The organism is Bacillus sp. S14(2024) (genome assembly GCF_050473785.1).
Taxonomy (GTDB): Bacteria; Bacillota; Bacilli; order Bacillales; family Bacillaceae_G; genus Bacillus_A; species Bacillus_A yunxiaonensis.
Genome location: NZ_JBFLUP010000006.1, coordinates 3,517,795 through 3,536,225, shown reverse-complemented (window position 1 = coordinate 3,536,225; position 18,431 = coordinate 3,517,795). Strand labels below are relative to the sequence as shown.

The following is an 18,431-nucleotide window of genomic DNA, read 5'->3' as shown; positions in this document are numbered from 1 at the left end:
AAAATTAGTATTCAGTAATCGAAGAAAGGAGCTATAATGAAATAGGAATTTTTCATAGATAAGGAGATGACATATGAAGCAGCCAAAATCGATTGCTCTGCCGTTAGCGATTTCGATTATTACGATTTCATTTGCGGCTATTTTTGTAAAAATGTCTACAGCACCATCTTCTATTTTAAGTATGTATCGTTTATGGATTGTTGTACTTATTATGCTTCCTATTGTTTGGAAGAGAAGAGAGGAATTTACGAGCATTCAGAAGAAGGACTGGGGATTTTTAATTGGATCTGGTTTCTTTTTAGCATTGCATTTTCTTCTGTGGTTTGCATCGTTAAAATTTACAACAGTTGCAAGTTCAACAATTATTTTAGCACTGCAGCCGCTCGTATCTCTTGTGGGAGGATTTTTCCTATTTAAAGAAAGAACAACACTTGTTGCACTTGCAACAATGGGAATTGCAATTATTGGTGTAGGGTGTATTGGATGGGGAGACTTAGGACTGAGTAGGGAAGCTATCTTAGGCGATATACTATCATTTTTAAGTGTAATTGCAGTGGTTGGATATTTGTTCATTGGGCAAACAACAGTGAAAAAAGTCTCCCATTGGATATATAGTTTTACTGTCTTTACATTTGCAGCTTTATTTTTAAGTGCTTATAACATGATGCTGCAAATTCCATTTACAGGTTATTCATCAGGGGACTGGACTGTATTTTTCTTACTTGCAACTGTACCAACTGTATCTCAAATGATTCATAACTGGCTATTAAATTATGTGAATGCGACGACAATATCTATGAGTATTTTAGGAGAGCCTGTTGGTGCAACAATTCTTGCTTTCTTTTTACTAGGTGAAAAACTAAATGTAATGCAAGTGGCAGGAAGTCTTCTTGTATTATGCGGTGTATCAATATTTTTACTGCAACAGCAAAAGAGCGCATATAAAGAGCGAGTAGAAGGTGCAGTATATACGCAAAAGACGTAGTTATTACCATGCATTGAACAGAAGTGAAACTCCCGCTATTGGGAGTTTCATTTTATTTTGGCTGTGTCATATACGGCTGAACGTGGACGGTACATAGGTCACGGAATTTTCCTTCTGCAGTTGTGACAATAATAACAGCTCGTCCAGCTTGTTTTCCTGTTACGATTGTTTTATGCTTTGAAGTGCTAATTTCTACAATATGAGGACTAGTGCTCGTCCAAATTAGCTCTTGGTTACTTGCTAGAGAAGGAAGAACAGTTGCTGTGAGTTCTGCACTTTGTCCAGTTTTTAGCTTTAATTTAGCTTTGTTTAGTTGTACGCCGATGACCGGCACAACAGAAGGAACAAGTTTAATATGAGGTGTATCTGTTTGTGTTTTAGCATATGAAGATGTTGTAAAGTGTTTTTGTAGGCGAAATGATGATAACATGTGAGTGGTCTCCCTTCTGTATAATGTTCTTAGTTATACTATACATAAAAAATGTTAGGATTAATTTAAGATAACATAAAGATTTTGTTAATTTCCAGAAAATTCAGTATGTAAGCGAGAAAAAAATAATCCCTGCTGCTATACCATAGAGGCAGGGATTATTTTTTTCTGAGATTAAGAAGCTATTTTTTCGAATTCTTCAAAGTCTTTTTGAACGGTTTCTGCTGGTTTTGTTAATAGGCTTACAATGATAATAGCAAGTAAACTAGCAGCGAAACCAGGAATCATTTCATATAACATATCTTTTAAAAATTGAAATTGTGTCCACGTAATAACGGTTGTTGCCCCGGCAATCATACCAGCAAGAGCGCCCCATTTCGTCATTCGCTTCCAGTATAGGCTTAATAAAATGACTGGTCCAAATGAAGAACCAAAACCTGCCCAAGCATAACCAACAAGTGCTAAAATTGTGCCATTTTGTTTAAAGGCAAGTCCACTTGCAACTAACGCAATGACAAGAACGGCCATACGTCCTACAAAAACAAGTTCGCGATCCGTTGCAGAACGGCGGAAAAATGTTCGGTATAAATCTTCTGTGACAGCACTTGATGTAACAAGAAGCTGGGAGGAAATAGTACTCATAATTGCTGCTAAAATGGCAGCTAATAAAAAGCCGGTAATGAGTGGGTGGAATAAAATATTTCCAAGCTCAAGGAAAATCGTTTCTGGATCTGCTAATTTTTTGCCCATGTCAGCATAATATGCAATCCCGATTAGTCCAGTAAACATAGCGCCGACGATAGAGAAAATCATCCAGCTCATTCCGATGCGGCGAGCGCTTTTTAATTCCTTTACAGATGAAATCGCCATAAAGCGAACGATAATATGAGGTTGTCCAACATAACCAAGACCCCAAGCGAATAAGGAAATAATGCCAAGTACAGAAGTACCTTTAAAAATATTTAATAATGTTGGGTCGATAGAACGAATGGTATGAAATGCTGGCCCAAGACCATTTACATGCATAATTGTTACAATTGGAACTAAAACGAGTGCGACAACCATAATAATCCCTTGCACGAAGTCTGTCCAACTTACAGCTAAGAAACCGCCAAATAACGTATAAGCTACAACAACAGCGGCAACGATGAAAAGTCCCATATGATAGTCCATTCCAAATGTATTACGAAATAGAACAGCACCTGAAACTAATCCCGAAGCTACATAAAATGTAAAGAAAATCATAATAACAAGTCCGGAAACAAGGCGTAGCATATGAGATTTGTCATGGAAACGATGTTCTAAAAATTCTGGAATTGTAATCGAGTTGTTTGCCAGTTCAGAATAGGTACGTAAGCGAGGAGCGACGTATAGCCAGTTTGCGTAAGCGCCGAGTGTTAAGCCAATCGCAATCCAACTGCTGCTTAGACCTGTTGCAAACATAGCACCGGGTAATCCCATTAACAGCCATCCGCTCATATCAGCAGCGCCTGCACTTAGTGCTGTTACTGCGGGACCTAATGTACGCCCGCCAAGCATATAATCTGTTAAGTTTGATGTTCGTTTGTAGGCAATGTAGCCAATTACTAACATCCCAATCATATAGATCGAAATTGAAATTAAAATCTGTGTATTCATGTAAGTCCCCTTTCGTAAGTAGTATCTTTTGATGTACCCCATAACTATAATCTAGCATAATTATGTATAAAATTCCATACACAAATAAGAATTTTCAGAAATATAAGTGTTTTTTTGTGGTATTTTATTTTTGTGATATAAAACCTTCTGACAATAAACAGCTATTTTTATAGAGTATTTATTATTTTTACATAAAGATGAGATGTTTTATCAATATAATATTTAACGTATGGATAAAAAATTTTTTCGGAAAGTGTTGACTTCTAAAAAAAGAAAGGCATATAATGAATTCAAATTTAAAAACGTGAGCGTTGATGAAGAAGAGTACATATTACGGACATGACAGAGAGCTGATGGTTGGTGCGAATCAGTATGAAAGTAATATGGAATGGGCTTCGGAGCTTCCAAACCGAAACGAAAGAAGTAGGCTTTGGCGAAAAGATCTCATCGTTACAAGAGACACGTATTGTATTTCGATACGGAAAAGTGCGTTACTTTTGTAACGAATTAAGGTGGCACCACGGGAGTACCCGTCCTTTTTATAGGATGAGTACTCCCTTTTTGTATAGAAAAAAATGAATATGATAAATCGATGAGTAAGAAGAGTACGTACATTGGAGACGTTCCAGAGAGCCGGGGGTAGGTGAGAGCCCGGTGCGGTGCCAAGTACGGAATGGGCTTACGAGAGGTATGCTGAACGATAAGTAGGCAACCCGGGTTCCGCCGTTACAAGGATTGGGTATAATATTGTACCTGAAAAAGCGGGATGCTTTGCATCCAACAAGAGGTGGTACCGCGGTAATTTTATCGTCCTCTGCATATATCCATATGCAGGGGACTTTTTTATTTTAGGCAGAGAGGTGACAGTTATGATAACGAAAGAACAATTTATGATGCGAAAACAACAAGGGAAACCTTTTCTTGTTATTCAAGAGGAAGAAGGCGATAGTTTGACACCAATTGCTTTATATCGCCGTATGAAAGGTGAGAAAAAGTTCTTACTCGAAAGCTCGCAGCTTCATCAAGATAAAGGGCGTTATTCTTATTTAGGGTGTGATCCTTACGGAGAAATCAAAAGTATTGGCAAAGAAATAGAGATTACGATAAATGATGTGACAGAAAAGCTAAACGGAAACGTATTAAAGGAACTGGAAAGTACACTTGCACCAAATCAAGTTGAGAGTCCATTTCCGTTTTGTGGAGGAGCAGTTGGCTATATTGGCTATGATGTCATTCGGCAATACGAAGATATTGGAGAAATGTTGTCTGACCCATTAAATATTCCAGAAGTGCATGTGCTGCTTTATCGTATGTTTGTTGTATATGATCATCTGCGACAAAAGCTATCGTTTGTATATGTGTACCAAGGCGATGATACGGACTCGTATGAAGAAGTTTACGAGCAACTGCAAGTATATAAACAGGCATTGTTACATGAATCAGAAGAATATGTGAAAGAACCGTCTGTTTCTTTATTCTTTACATCTTCTGTAACAGAAGCACGGTTTTACGAAATGGTTGAACAGGCAAAGGAACATATTCGGGCAGGAGATATCTTTCAAGTTGTGCTATCACAGCGTTTGCAAAGTGATTTTACAGGAAATCCATTTGCGTTATATCGCAGGCTTCGCACCGCGAATCCATCTCCTTATATGTTTTATATTGATTTTCAAGATTACGTCGTACTGGGCTCTTCACCGGAAAGCTTGCTTTCTGTACGAGATGAAAAGGTCATGACGAATCCAATCGCAGGAACAAGGCCGCGCGGAAAAACGAAAGAAGAGGATGAAAAGATAGCGAAGGAACTGCTTGCAAACGAGAAGGAGCAAGCGGAACATATGATGCTTGTAGATTTAGGACGTAATGATATTGGACGGGTGAGTGAGATCGGTTCAGTTCAATTAGATAAATATATGAAAATTGAAAAGTATTCGCATGTAATGCATATTGTATCTGAAGTTTCCGGAACATTGCGAAAAAATATGAACTGCTTTGATGCGTTAGCGTATTGCTTACCGGCAGGAACTGTGTCAGGAGCTCCAAAAATTAGGGCAATGGAAATTATAAATGAATTAGAAACAGAAAAACGAAATGTATATGCCGGAGCAGTTGGCTATATTTCCTTCTCGGGGAATATGGACATGGCACTTGCGATACGAACAATGGTTGTAAAAGATGAAAAAGCATATGTACAGGCTGGGGCTGGTATTGTATATGATTCAAATCCTGCATCTGAATATGAAGAAACATTAAATAAAGCAAAAGCGCTCTTGGAGGTCATGAAATGATTGTTCTCATTGATAATTATGATTCATTCACATATAACTTGTATCAATTGTTAGGTGCTTACGCAGAGAACATCGTTGTAATTCGTAATGATAAAGTGACGATCAAGGAATTAGAGGGAATGAAACCGCAAGCAATAATTCTTTCTCCAGGACCAGGAAGACCAGAAGATGCGGGGATTTGTATTGAAGTGATTCAACACTTTTATAAAAGTATTCCGATTCTTGGTATTTGTCTAGGGCATCAAGCGATTGTTACTGCTTTTGGCGGAGAAATTGTTCAAGCAGAGCGGATTAAACATGGGAAAACGTCACTTGTGAAACATAATGGCACATCGATATTCTCATATGTAAAACAACCGCTAACAGCGATGCGTTACCATTCACTCGTAGCAGAGCGACATACTCTTCCTAATTGTTTTGATGTATTAGCTACGGCGATGGATGACGGAGAAATCATGGCAGTTCGTCATAATTATTATCCGCTTTTCGGATTACAGTTTCATCCGGAATCAATTGCAACGGAAGAAGGCGGGAAATTAATACAGGCATTTTTATCTCATGTGAAAGAGGTGGAGAGAGTATGAATTGCTATCTTCGAAAATTAGTAGAGAGGCAAAATTTAACAGAACATGAAATGTATGAAGCGGGTATTGCATTATTAAGCGAGGATATTTTAGAGAGTGAAATTGCTGCTTTTTTAGCAGTGTTAAAAGCAAAGGGAGAAACGGCAGATGAAATATACGGCCTTGTTCGCGCTCTTCGTGAAAAAGCATTGCCATTTTCTAATCATATTGTAGGTGCGATGGACAATTGCGGAACCGGCGGTGATGGAGCGCAAACATTTAATGTTAGTACAACATCAGCCTTCGTACTTGCTGGTGCCGGCGTAAAGGTTGCGAAACATGGTAATCGTGCCGTTTCTAGTAAAACGGGAAGTGCAGATTTATTAGAGGAGCTCGGTGTAAACATTGCATGTTCGCCGAAGCAAATTGATTATTTGTTAGAGAAAGTTGGGATTGCTTTTCTATTTGCACCGGCGATGCATCCGGCACTGCGCCGCATTATGAAAGTAAGAAAAGAATTAAATGTTCCAACAATCTTTAACTTGATTGGGCCACTTACAAATCCAATTGACTTAGAAACACAGTTCGTTGGTATTTATAAACGAGAGATGTTACTTCCAGTGGCAAAGGTATTGCAAAAGCTTGGGAGAAAACAAGCAATTGTTGTAAATGGGAGCGGGTTTTTAGATGAAGCATCTTTGCAAGGAGAAAATCACGCAGCAATTTTAAAAGATAACAAGATTATCGAAGTAAGTATTTCCCCAGAAGAGTATGGATTTTCACGTGTGAAAAACGAAGCGATTCGAGGTGGAGACGCGAAAGAAAATGCCAATATTACATTAAATGTGCTGCAGGGAGAAGACAGTGTATACCGTGATACGGTGTTATTAAATGCAGGTCTTGCTCTTTTTGCAAACGGAAAAGCAGAAACAATTAAAGATGGTATTCGCTTAGCGGTTCATAGTATTGATTCGGGAAAGGCGTTAGAAAAATTAAATTTATTAATCGCTGCAAGTAATCAAAAGCTAGAGAGGGTGAACTAAATGGAAACGATTTTAACGAAAATTATCGAACAAAAACAGAAAGAAGTAGCAGTGTTATATGAAACGTATACACCAGTGAAGAAAATGCGTAAATCATATTCTCTTGTAGAAGCGCTGCAGCAATTTACTGTGATTGCAGAAATAAAACGTGCTTCACCGTCTAAAGGAGATATCAATTTACATGTTGATGTTGCTAAACAAGCTCAGCTCTATGAAACAAATGGTGCAGGAGCAATCTCTGTTTTAACAGATGGTCAATTTTTTAAGGGCTCTTTTCATGATTTAGAAACAGCAAGAGCACATACGAATGTACCACTTTTATGTAAAGATTTTATTATTGATAGAATCCAAATTGACCGGGCATATGATGCGGGAGCAAATCTCATTTTACTTATTGTTGCTGCATTAACAAAGGAAAAATTATTTGAGTTATATGCGTATGTAAAAGAGCTCGGCTTAGAAGCGATTGTAGAGGTTCATAATGAAGAGGAATTAGAAACAGCATTAGAGCTAAATCCTGATGTCATTGGAGTAAACAATCGAAACTTGAAAACATTTGAAGTCGATTTACGTATAACGGAGCAGCTCGGGAAACGGTTAAATGAACAAAACGTACTGTGGATTAGCGAGAGCGGTATTCATACGAAAGAAGATATTGTACGTGTTAAGAAAGCGGGTGCAAAAGGAATTCTTGTCGGAGAAGCGTTTATGACAGCACCGACTGTCGGAGACTTTTTTCAATCGTTGCAGGTGACGATATGAAAGTAAAGATTTGCGGTATTACCGACATCGAAACAGCGAAAAACGCCTGTGAATACGGCGCTGATGCTATCGGATTTGTGTTTGCGAAAAGTAAACGGGAAATTACGCCAGAGAAAGCAAAACAAATTATTGAAGAGCTTCCGGTGAATGTGATGAAAGTTGGCGTTTTCGTAAATGAATCAATCGACGTGATCCAGAAAATTGCAACATATTGTGGTTTAACACATGTACAACTGCATGGGGATGAAGAAAATCATCATATTAGAAGATTGAATATTCCGTCTATAAAAGCGATTGGTGTAAGTTCGAGCGAAGATATAAAACGAGCACAAGAATATGAAACTGATTTTATATTATTTGATAGTCCAAAAGAAAAGTTTCATGGTGGAAATGGCAAAACATTTTCATGGGAGTTATTCCGGTCAAATACGATTGAAAAAAAATGTATATTAGCTGGGGGATTACACCTTGAAAATATTACAGAAGCGATTGAAATCGTTCAGCCATATATGGTTGACGTGAGCAGCGGTGTAGAAACAGATGGGAAAAAAGATATCGAGAAAATAAAAAAATTTATAACAAAAGCGAAGGAGTGTTACAGATGAAATACGCATATCCAGATGAAAAAGGTCATTACGGGATTTATGGAGGACGTTACGTTCCAGAAACGTTAATGCAGTCTGTTTTAGAGTTAGAAGAAGCATATAAAGAAGCAATGCAAGATGAAGCATTTAGGCAAGAGTTAGATCATTATTTACAAACATATGTCGGGAGAGAAACACCTCTGTATTTTGCGGAAAATCTTACGAAGTATTGCGGCGGAGCAAAAATTTATTTAAAGCGAGAAGATTTAAATCATACAGGAGCTCATAAAATTAACAACACAATTGGGCAAGCGCTTCTTGCGGTGCGAATGGGTAAGAAAAAAGTTGTGGCGGAAACTGGTGCTGGGCAGCACGGGGTGGCAACAGCAACTGTATGTGCCCTGCTCGGTTTAGAGTGCGTTATTTTCATGGGAGAAGAGGATGTAAAACGCCAAAAGTTAAATGTTTTTCGGATGGAACTATTAGGTGCGAAAGTTGAAAGCGTCGCAGCAGGAAGCGGGACGTTAAAAGATGCAGTAAATGAGGCACTTCGCTACTGGGTTGCACATGTACATGATACGCACTATGTAATGGGATCTGTCCTTGGACCGCATCCGTTTCCGCAAATCGTACGTGATTTCCAAAGTGTTATCGGTAAGGAAACGAAGAAGCAATATGCAGCGCTGGAGGGAAAATTACCAGAAGCAGTTGTAGCTTGCATTGGCGGCGGCAGTAATGCGATGGGAATGTTTTATCCATTTGTACAAGATGAAGAAGTTGCTCTTTACGGCGTAGAAGCAGCAGGTAAAGGGGTTCATACAGGGAAGCATGCGGCAACATTAACGAAAGGAAGCGTTGGCGTTTTGCACGGATCTATGATGTATCTTCTGCAAAATGAGGAGGGACAAATTCAAGAGGCGCATTCGATTTCGGCAGGATTGGATTACCCGGGTGTTGGTCCAGAGCATAGCTTATTAAAAGATATCGGCCGTGTATCTTATCATTCAATAACAGATGAAGAAGCGCTGCATGCCTTTCAGTTGTTAACGAAAAAAGAAGGAATTATACCAGCATTAGAAAGCTCACATGCAGTGGCGTATGCACTTAAATTAGCGCAGACCATGAAAAGTGATGAGGGACTTGTCATTTGTTTATCAGGACGCGGAGATAAAGATGTTGAAAGTATAAAACGTTATATGGAAGAGGTGTAAATGATGGGAGTAGAAAGAATTACTGCAGCATTTCAAAATGGGAAAAAAGCATTCATCCCGTACGTAATGGGTGGAGATGGTGATTTACAAGAACAAATTCGTTTTTTAGATGAAGCCGGGGCAAGCATTATTGAAATTGGAATTCCTTTTTCTGATCCAGTTGCAGATGGACCAACGATTCAAAGAGCTGGAAAACGAGCGTTAGAAAATGGAACAACGCTTAGTGGAATTTTCCAGGCATTAGCGGAAGTAAGACAAGAAGTAAATATTCCATTTGTACTTATGACCTATTTAAATCCAATTTTAGCATTTGGAAAAGAACGGTTTATAGGAAGTTGTCTTGAAGCTGGTGTAGATGGAATTATCGTTCCAGACTTGCCATATGAAGAACAAGATATGATTGCACCGCTGCTTCGTGATGCAAATATTGCTTTAATTCCACTTGTTACTGTAACAAGTCCGATTGAACGCATTCAAAAGATTACAAGCGAATCACAAGGGTTTGTATATGCGGTAACGGTAGCGGGGGTTACTGGGGTTAGGCGTGACTTTAAGCAGGAAATTCATAGTTACTTAGAAAAAGTAAAAGCGCATGTACATCTTCCAGTAGTTGCGGGGTTTGGCATATCAAAGGCTGAGCACATAGAAGAAATGATTAGAGTATGCGACGGAGTTGTCGTTGGAAGTAAAGTGATTGAGCTGTTAGAAAATGAAAAGCAAGATGAAATTCGTGAGCTCATTGCTGCGGTAAAATAAAGTGAGGGGATCTTACTGCTCGCGAATAGCGGGATAAAAGAGAGAGGCTGCTATTAAGGTAGCTTCTTTTTTGTATTATTGCTGATAAAAAGGGTTTTAAATTAATTGAAAATTCTTTCTTCTATTATATAATGGATACAATTGTATCCTCTAAGAAATGAGATGATTGTATGACAGTATTGTTAGCTCTTATTCCGATTGTAATGATTTTTATTTGTTTATTTGTCTTCAAGCAAACATCGCTTAAAGCCTCATTAATTTCTTATGTTGTATGTATTGGAATCGTTTTATTAACACCCGCGTTTCAATTGCAAATTGGTGAGGTTGTCCACGCAACAATTAAAGGCGGTTTAATTTGTTTTATCGTCGGATATGTTTTATTCTTCGGCATTTTTTTATTTCACCTTATGAATAAAATGGGGTATATCAATCAAGTTGCTCGTTTTATGGAACATGTTACACATGACCGTTTATTGCAAATGCTCCTCATGTGTTTTGGGATTTGTCCGCTTATTGAATCAGTAAGCGGCTTTGGAATTGGCTTTATGGTGGCAGCTCCTATTTTTATTTCGCTTGGTTATAAGCCATTCCAAGCAGTTTTACTTTCGTTTATCGGTTTATTAGCAAGCTCATGGGGAGCGATGGCAACGGGAACAATTATTGGATCAGGGCTTATTGGTATACCTTTAGTACAACTTGGATCTGGTACAGCGTTATTAAGTATTCCGATATTTGCGTATTTTATCATGCTTTCTTTATATATAGTTGGTGGCTGGTCTGCAGTGGCACAAAAATGGAAAGAAGCAATGGGATTTTTTCTATTATTCTCGTTATCTATTTATTTGTCTAATGCATATGTGAGCGTTGAATTAGCTGGGATTTTAAGTGCAATTGTAACGATAACATTTGGGTTTATCATCATTAAAGTGACCGCAAGGCAACAGAAGGAAGTGTACTCGGAACATGCCGCCGCTCAGCAGAAGGAAGTTTCCATTGCAAAAATAATTAGTCCGTATTTATTTTTAACAGTATGTATATTACTCTCTCGCTTAGTTCCATCGTTACATAGTGCACTGCAATCATATGCTGTTATTAACTTGCCATCATACTCTTATAAACTTGAATTATTGTATTCACCAGGGTTTTGGCTTGGGATTACGTGTTTATTTACCGTTATTTTCTTCCGAGTTCCTTCTATTATAATAAAGCAGTCATTGCAGCAAACAGTCAAACAATGGATCCCATTTGCGATTACAACGACAATGTTTATTGCTATTTCTGAACTAATGGGTGCATCAGGTATGCATATGTTATTGGCGGAAGCAGCTGGCCATACATTTGGAATGATGTTTGTTTTTGTCGCACCATTTATCGGTGGTATTGGCGGTTTTTTAACGGGAAGTAATGCCGGGTCAAACGCCATGTTTATTAAATTACAAATGCAGACAGCGCAAAATGTGGGACTTCCGTGGCAATTTGTCACAACGGTGCAAAATACAAGTTCTTCTTTTGCTACAATTGCTTGTCCATCACGAATTACGCTTGGCGCTTATTTATGTAACATTCCATTTCGGGAAAATGAGTTATTGAAGAAGACGACGCTTATGATTTTTGGAGCTGTTTTGATTGTGGTAGGTGAGGTTTTGGTGTGGCATCTTATTATGTAAAGAAACGCTTCTCTTATAGGAGAAGTGTTTTGTTTGTAGAAATATATAATTTCGTAGACTAAAGAAGAGAGAGTGAGCATGGGATGAGTATAAGCTTGCAAGATATTACAAATGAGAATTGGCTAGAGTGTATATTCTTAACCACAAATAAAGAAGACAAACATTTCATTTGTGAAGAGTTTGTTGCTTCAAATGCTTTATCCCGCATTAACGGGCAGTAAGATCCTAAACTCAAGAGGCAGAGGAAAGCGAAGAAGGTAGATTGGGGACAACTGCCCGTAAAAGCCCGATTGGTTCAACTAATCCTCAACGAGAAAACCGTTCGTTGAGGAAAGTTTCACTTTATCATTGGCACAATCGAAAGTTTAAAAAGGCTGGATTACAAAGGCAATATACAACGATGAAACAATGGTCGGATTTATAATGTATGGATATTGTGAACAACATAACTTTTTTGAAATATGTAGACTCATGATCGATCATAAATATCAAGGAAAAGGTTACGGGAGGACAGCGCTATTACATGTAATAGAAGAGCTGAGAAAAGATGCTAATTGTAATGAAATTTTTTTATCTTTTGCACCGAAAAATCTAGTTGCAAAACAACTGTATGAAAGTATTGGGTTTGAAGATGCCGGAAGAATGATTGAAGGTGAATGTTTGTATAAACTGCTGTTAAAAAAGGGCTCACAATGTTAATGAAGAATAAAAAAAAATGACTGATAAATGAAAAATATGGGAAATGTAAACGATAGATGATGATAAGGAGTGGTATGGTGAAATACGTTATTATAGGCGGAGATGCAGCCGGAATGAGTGCAGCAATGCAAATTGTTCGGAATGACCAAGAAGCAAGTGTAATAACTTTAGAAAAATGCGACATATATTCGTATGCGCAGTGCGGTCTTCCTTATGCGATTAGCGGAGTGATTGAGTCTACTGAAAAACTAATTGCCAGGGACGTTGATGTATTTCGGAACAAGTATCACATTGATGCCAAAGTGTATCATGAAGTTACGCGTATAGATCCAGCAAGTAAAAAAGTGTGCGGCATACATACGCAAACATCACAACCGTTTGAATATGAATATGACCGTTTATTAATTGCAACGGGAGTGCGTCCGATTATGCTGGACTGGAGAGGGAGTAAATTACAAGGGGTTCATGTATTAAAAACAATTCCGGATGCAAAGCGAATTATGGAGACACTTCACACTAAGGAAGTTGAACATGTTACGATAATTGGCGGCGGGCCAATCGGTCTCGAAATGGCAGAGACATTTGTTGAACTCGGTAAAAAAGTGCGTATGATTGAACGGAATCAACATGTGGGTACCGTGTTCGATGAGGATATGGCAGCATACATTCATGAAGAAGCGAAAAAGCATAACATTGAGATACTTACAGATGAAAATGTAAAATCGTTTCAAGGAAAAGAGCATGTTGAATCTGTGGAAACAGATAAAGGAATGTACAAAACAGATCTTGTTTTAGTATCAGTTGGAGTCAAACCAAATACTGATTTTCTAGAAGGGACAGGAATAATTAAAAATCAAAAAGGTGCTATCCAAGTTAACGCTTATATGCAAACAAATATAGAGGACATTTATGCAGCAGGAGACTGTGCTACGCAGTACCACATTATAAAAGAAAAACATGACCATATCCCGCTTGGAACAACAGCAAACAAACAAGGACGAATTGCAGGACTGAACATGGTTGATAAACGAAGAGCGTTTAAAGGGATTGTGGGGACAGCGATTATGAAATTTATGGATATAACATTAGGCCGAACAGGTTTGAATGAAAAAGAAGCGAAACAATTACAAATACCATATGAAATTGTAAAAATTGATGCGACAAACATAGCGGGGTATTATCCGAGTAAGAAACCACTGCACGTGAAATTATTGTATCGAACAGACACACAGCAATTGTTAGGCGGACAGTTTATAGGAGAGCAGGGCGTGGATAAAAGAGTAGATGTACTGGCGATGGCACTGTTCCATAAAATGTCGATTCACGATTTAGAAGACGTAGATTTAAGTTACTCTCCTCCTTACAACAGTGTGTGGGATCCGTTGCAGCAAGCAGCAAGAAGGGTAGAATAAAGCATCTCTTTTATCAAGAGATGCTTTATTTCTGAAATTGCTTCCCATCTTAGTGCTCAATCTTCCTGCTGTGATGCATGTAATCAATTCGTATTACCTCTTTAATCTTGATAAGGTTGTATTCTTACAATGATAAAATAATAGAATACTAACTTCTACTACTCTTCTTTAGCCTTAGGTTATATTTCCTTCGTATGCTTATGGGTAAAATTATTTAAATTAAGAAGTTCAATAACATCCTTAAACAAAGATTTTTATTTTATGTGAATTCACCCTTTGGGAAGGTGGTTGGAATTATGCGGAATGAAGCGATATTAGTGGTTGATGACGAGGAAGGCATTTTAACTATGCTTGAGAATCTTCTTAGAAAAGAAGGGTATATCCATGTTACTAAAGCCAGTTCCGCTGCTGATGCACTCATGGCTGTTCGAACAAAACGCTTTGATATAATTGTGCTTGATGTCATGCTTCCTGATATGGACGGATTTTCTTTATGTATGGAGTTACGCAAAACCATAAGAACCCCTATTCTATTTCTTAGCGCCCGTTCTAGTGATTTGGATAAGTTGCAGGGGCTGTATTTAGGCGGGGATGATTATGTAACCAAACCGTTCAATCCGATGGAAGTTATTGCACGAATTCAGGCACATTTGAGACGGAGCACTCTCTATGCGTCTGATGTTGTAAGCGCTGAGGATTTGTATCAGTATAATACTTTTTCGGTTAGCCGTACTACCGGTCAACTTATCGTTAACAATGTAGATACTCCTTGTCCGGCTAAAGAACTTGAACTACTTCTCTATTTTTGTAAACATCCAAATCAGGTATTTACCGCCCAGCAGTTATATGAGCAAGTGTGGGGGACAATGGTGCGAGGAGATGAGAAAACAGTCGTTATCCACATTTCCAGACTCAGAAAGAAACTTGAGGCTGATTCGTCCAACCCTAAGTTGATTGTTACCTTGAGAGGAATCGGATATAAATTTGTTCCACCCGCGGGAGGTTAGAACAATGAACGTTATGCTTCGTATAGCATTGCAACTGCTAATGGCTTTCTTTTTTCTGTTTGTTTGTATTCAAATAATTGTCATCGGGACATCTTGGCTTTTTTGGCCACAAACAATCACGGATGGAAACAGTTCAGACATCTTTACGCTTTATGTATTGGTGGTGTGCGCCCTACTTTTTCTTCTGACCCTGCTTCTGATTGGGTGGTATCTTGGGAAGCCGATTTATTTCATTATTGTTTGGATTAGACGTTTGGCAAACGGTCAATATGATTTTCCTATGCGCTGGGATAAGATCCACTCTCGTAAAAGCGGAACGTTGAAATTTCCATATGCAGTCTATAAGGAAGTATTCGAGCATTTACGGATGCTTGGGAGCACACTCCAAAAAAACGAAAAAGAGTTGCGGGAGTCGGAACAAGCGAAACAAGAATGGATCCGAGGGATATCGCATGATTTAAAAACACCATTAACTTACATATCCTGTTATTCCACCATGCTGATAAATACGGAGTATCAATGGAGTAAAGCGGAACAGAGGGAATTCTTATCTATCATTCAACAGAAATCGGCTCACCTAAAAGAAATGGTGCAAGATCTTAATGAAACGATTCAAGGCCAGATTCCTCTAAAGATCGAGGAAGTGGATATAGTTGAACTTGTACGCAGAGCAATGGCGGATGTCAGTAGTGCACCTTGGGCGACCGGCCATCTGTTCATGATGGATTCGGAGCCAGAACAAATTTTTATAACCTGCGATCCAAAGCTGTTGACACGCGCTATCCGTAATTTACTTGTCAATGCCGTCGTTCATAATCCAGAAGGCACCGAGATTGCGATTTGTATTTCGCAGCTTTATGACCGGATGGTGGAAATCCAGATTAAAGATAACGGGATTGGATTTAGTGAGTCGTTTGTTAAAAGAGAAGCAGTAATAATACCCTCCGAGCGCTCGGGCTTGGGATTGTCCATTGCGAGGCAACTAATTGAAGCCCATGGTGGAAAATTAATCGTCATCAGTAAGCCCAACGAAGGGACTTCTCTGTTGATTAGGTTGTTATTGGCGCAAATTTAGGATGAAATTAATCGGCCGTTTACCTCCTGTTTACTAGCGCACCATATACTAAAAGAAATAGCATATAAGGAGTTGTGATCTTCATGAATCCTGTAAATTTGAATACTGCATCTCATCCCAAGATGACTGGAGCGAAACATGCATTGCTTCGCTGGTGGAGGCGTTGGCCAGAATGGATTCGATATGCAGCAATCATTTGGACGCTCATTTATGGTATGTTGGGGATGTATTGGTCGCTTGGAGGTTCAGGCTTTCCATTAGGCTTGATGAACGATCCGAATGCGTTACATTCAGTTTTTAGACACGTTACAGCTAATGATGCAGGGCCAGTTATTGCTATTCTTTGTTTTTTTGGCGTGGTAGTACTTTTTATGTTCAAGTTCAAAGTACGTGGTTTTATCCGAATGATTCTAATTTTTTATGCTTGGAGCGTCGCGATGATTCTTTGCTTTACAATACCAGATACCCGCCCAATTATGTTAGTAGCTTATGCTCCTATTTGCTTAATTGGGACTCTTTTCGGGCTATCGTTACATTATTTTGATCACATCACATGGCCGGTGGTAAATCAATTTATTTGCCTTGTAGGAGGAGTGCTATGGGCAGCGACGGCCTTGTCCTTTCAACGCCAATCCAGAGATGCTTGCATATATTGTGGGCATAAAAATGGCACGAGGCGTTGGACCGCTTCCGATTCTGCGGCGCGCTGGGGAAGATTAGCAACTTATGTTGCGATCCTTGCTCCTGCTTATTACGATATTACCCGCATTGCATGGCTGTTGGGAATACCTCTAGGAATTACAAAGGAATTATTTCAAAGCCTTCAAAATTCAGGGGCTGTATGGGCTGGGGCGGGTCTAGCTTTGGTATCGATTAGTGGAGCCATTCTTACCCGCGGACTTATAAATCCGTGGGGAGAAATCTTTCCTCGTTGGATTCCGTTTTTGGCTGGGAAGCGCGTACCTCCTGCTCTGGCCATCATTCCTGCTGGATTTGTCTCCATAATGTTAACCGTTGCCGGTATTCAGATTGCCCTTGATTTCTCTTTTAGCAGCAATTTTCAGAATTGGGGAGCATCAACGCCTCTCTTGTTATTTCCAATTTGGGGAATCGCGTTGGGAGTGGCTACAATTTTCTATTATTACAAAAGGAAGGGGCACTGCAATTATTGCGGTCAATAGGAGGGGACAGGGACAGGTATATCTCACTGTTGTTTGTCAAAACATGAAAAAAATGCCCTACATCTAATCTAAAAGGGGCAGATGTAGGGCAATTCCTCTTATTTTTTAGTGTGTGAATATCTAGCTAGATGCATTTACATTTTATCCCGCTATTCGTGGGCAGTAAGACCCCTACCTCAAGATTCAAAGAAAAACGAGAAAGATAGGTGGGGGATAACTGCCCGTAAAAGCACGATTGGGCAGTCTTTCCATCAGTGAGGATGAAGAAAACCTCCACTGATGGAAGTTTCACTTTATTCGGTAAAGAATATAGCTGATGGCAAGAGTGACGCAAGAAAATAAAATAGCGATGCTAGAAAAAGAAAGAAAGTAAGCATTATACTTCGCTATATTTGCGATAATTGTATGACTATCAAAGTGAAGAAGGCCTCCTATAACGTTAAAGAGAAATAGGAACAAGAAGATTGTAATCAGTCCATCTAATGCACCTTGTATGTCAGGTTTACTTAAGGCAATATGTGTAGAGATGCAAATTGCTAGGATAAGAAAGATCCAAAAGTAAGGATTTAATAAATTACTAATAGTAAAAATACTTTTTAATAATAGGATAGAAGATAATACAGTGTGTTTGATCATATCACTCAGAGCGCCGTTTGGTTGAATATTTGTTTCAACACCATTCATAAATACAGAGTATGAGTGGGGGACAAGACAATTCATTAAGCCAACTAGCGCTGCAATTCCTGAAAAAATAGGGGCAACACCGATAAAGAAATTACCTATTTTTTGATAGATACTTTTCGGGTTATATTCGTGCTGTACATATCCTAAATACCCATTACTTGTATTCGTTGGAAACCATTGAATACCCACGATTTTATGCCGAAATAAGATGCACATAAAGGCATGTCCAAATTCGTGAATGGGTGTTCCAATCCATGAGGTTAAGAGGAATCCGTTTCTTCCAAAAGCTCTTGTCCAATATGTTCGTGAACGATTTTCTAAATATCCTAATACAAATCCAACTAAAATAATACATCCTACTAATGAAGCTAACTGTATAAAGGTTGTCATAAGCGTATTAAAAAAGAAGTTTCCTAATTCCATTTTGTCACCTTGTCTATATGTTA

17 protein-coding genes and 2 other annotated features are annotated in these 18,431 nt (G+C 38.7%); of the genes, 14 read left to right on the top strand and 3 right to left on the bottom strand.

The genetic code is table 11. The features are described 5' to 3' along the window. Positions 1-73 precede the first annotated feature (73 nt). Positions 74-985 (top strand): DMT family transporter, encoded by a 912-nt coding sequence (locus AB1279_RS18040; RefSeq protein WP_429760157.1) that lies wholly within the window; start codon positions 74-76, stop codon positions 983-985. Positions 986-1,037: 52 nt separating this feature from the next. On the opposite strand, the gene AB1279_RS18035 is transcribed toward AB1279_RS18040, so the two are convergent. Then, entirely contained in the window at positions 1,038-1,415 is a 378-nt protein-coding gene (locus tag AB1279_RS18035) for an Ig-like domain-containing protein (protein ID WP_429760156.1), read from the bottom strand. Positions 1,416-1,589: 174 nt separating this feature from the next. After that, positions 1,590-3,053 carry a sodium/proline symporter PutP gene (putP, locus tag AB1279_RS18030; protein WP_429760155.1) on the bottom strand — a complete coding sequence of 488 codons (1,464 nt, stop codon included), beginning with the start codon at positions 3,051-3,053 and terminating at the stop codon, positions 1,590-1,592. Positions 3,054-3,355: 302 nt separating this feature from the next. Continuing rightward, positions 3,356-3,594: a binding site (T-box leader), on the top strand. Between the two features lie 42 nt (positions 3,595-3,636). Next, positions 3,637-3,871, top strand: a binding site (T-box leader). A gap of 51 nt (positions 3,872-3,922) precedes the next feature. On the opposite strand from putP, the gene trpE reads away from it, so the two are divergent. From trpE to AB1279_RS17965, 13 genes are all read left to right on the top strand, one after another. Then, complete coding sequence (gene trpE, locus AB1279_RS18025; protein ID WP_429760154.1) at positions 3,923-5,341, top strand: anthranilate synthase component I; 1,419 nt, start codon at positions 3,923-3,925, stop codon at positions 5,339-5,341. Beyond that, a complete protein-coding gene (locus AB1279_RS18020) occupies positions 5,338-5,925 on the top strand; it encodes an anthranilate synthase component II (protein WP_429760153.1) in 588 nt (195 codons plus the stop codon). The genes trpE and AB1279_RS18020 overlap by 4 nt, the downstream gene beginning before the upstream one ends. Next, entirely contained in the window at positions 5,922-6,947 is a 1,026-nt protein-coding gene (trpD, locus tag AB1279_RS18015) for an anthranilate phosphoribosyltransferase (RefSeq protein ID WP_429760152.1), read from the top strand. The genes AB1279_RS18020 and trpD overlap by 4 nt, the downstream gene beginning before the upstream one ends. After that, the gene (trpC, locus tag AB1279_RS18010) at positions 6,948-7,709 is read left to right on the top strand and encodes an indole-3-glycerol phosphate synthase TrpC (protein WP_429760151.1); all 762 of its coding nucleotides are present in this window, start codon (positions 6,948-6,950) and stop codon (positions 7,707-7,709) included. After that, complete coding sequence (locus AB1279_RS18005) at positions 7,706-8,314, top strand: phosphoribosylanthranilate isomerase (protein WP_429760150.1); 609 nt, start codon at positions 7,706-7,708, stop codon at positions 8,312-8,314. The genes trpC and AB1279_RS18005 overlap by 4 nt, the downstream gene beginning before the upstream one ends. After that, positions 8,311-9,504: a tryptophan synthase subunit beta gene (trpB, locus tag AB1279_RS18000; protein WP_429760149.1), complete on the top strand. Its 1,194-nt coding sequence runs from the start codon at positions 8,311-8,313 to the stop codon at positions 9,502-9,504. The genes AB1279_RS18005 and trpB overlap by 4 nt, the downstream gene beginning before the upstream one ends. 3 nt (positions 9,505-9,507) lie before the next feature. Beyond that, positions 9,508-10,260: a tryptophan synthase subunit alpha gene (gene trpA, locus AB1279_RS17995; protein WP_429761464.1), complete on the top strand. Its 753-nt coding sequence runs from the start codon at positions 9,508-9,510 to the stop codon at positions 10,258-10,260. A 170-nt stretch (positions 10,261-10,430) separates the two neighbouring features. Further along, entirely contained in the window at positions 10,431-11,927 is a 1,497-nt protein-coding gene (locus AB1279_RS17990) for an L-lactate permease (RefSeq protein ID WP_429760148.1), read from the top strand. 378 nt (positions 11,928-12,305) lie between these two features. Next, entirely contained in the window at positions 12,306-12,626 is a 321-nt protein-coding gene (locus tag AB1279_RS17985) for a GNAT family N-acetyltransferase (RefSeq protein WP_429761462.1), read from the top strand. Between the two features lie 77 nt (positions 12,627-12,703). Further along, on the top strand, positions 12,704-14,038 hold the full coding sequence (locus tag AB1279_RS17980) for an FAD-dependent oxidoreductase (RefSeq protein ID WP_429760147.1): 1,335 nt from the start codon (positions 12,704-12,706) through the stop codon (positions 14,036-14,038). 296 nt (positions 14,039-14,334) lie between these two features. Continuing rightward, complete coding sequence (locus AB1279_RS17975) at positions 14,335-15,045, top strand: response regulator transcription factor (RefSeq protein ID WP_429760146.1); 711 nt, start codon at positions 14,335-14,337, stop codon at positions 15,043-15,045. Positions 15,046-15,049: 4 nt separating this feature from the next. Beyond that, complete coding sequence (locus AB1279_RS17970; protein ID WP_429760145.1) at positions 15,050-16,120, top strand: sensor histidine kinase; 1,071 nt, start codon at positions 15,050-15,052, stop codon at positions 16,118-16,120. 83 nt (positions 16,121-16,203) lie between these two features. After that, positions 16,204-17,301, top strand: a complete 1,098-nt coding sequence (locus tag AB1279_RS17965; RefSeq protein ID WP_429760144.1) for a hypothetical protein — start codon at positions 16,204-16,206, stop codon at positions 17,299-17,301. A gap of 288 nt (positions 17,302-17,589) precedes the next feature. Here the strand turns inward: AB1279_RS17965 and AB1279_RS17960 are convergent, their stop codons facing one another. Then, positions 17,590-18,408 carry a hypothetical protein gene (locus AB1279_RS17960; protein WP_429760143.1) on the bottom strand — a complete coding sequence of 273 codons (819 nt, stop codon included), beginning with the start codon at positions 18,406-18,408 and terminating at the stop codon, positions 17,590-17,592. Positions 18,409-18,431 lie beyond the last annotated feature (23 nt).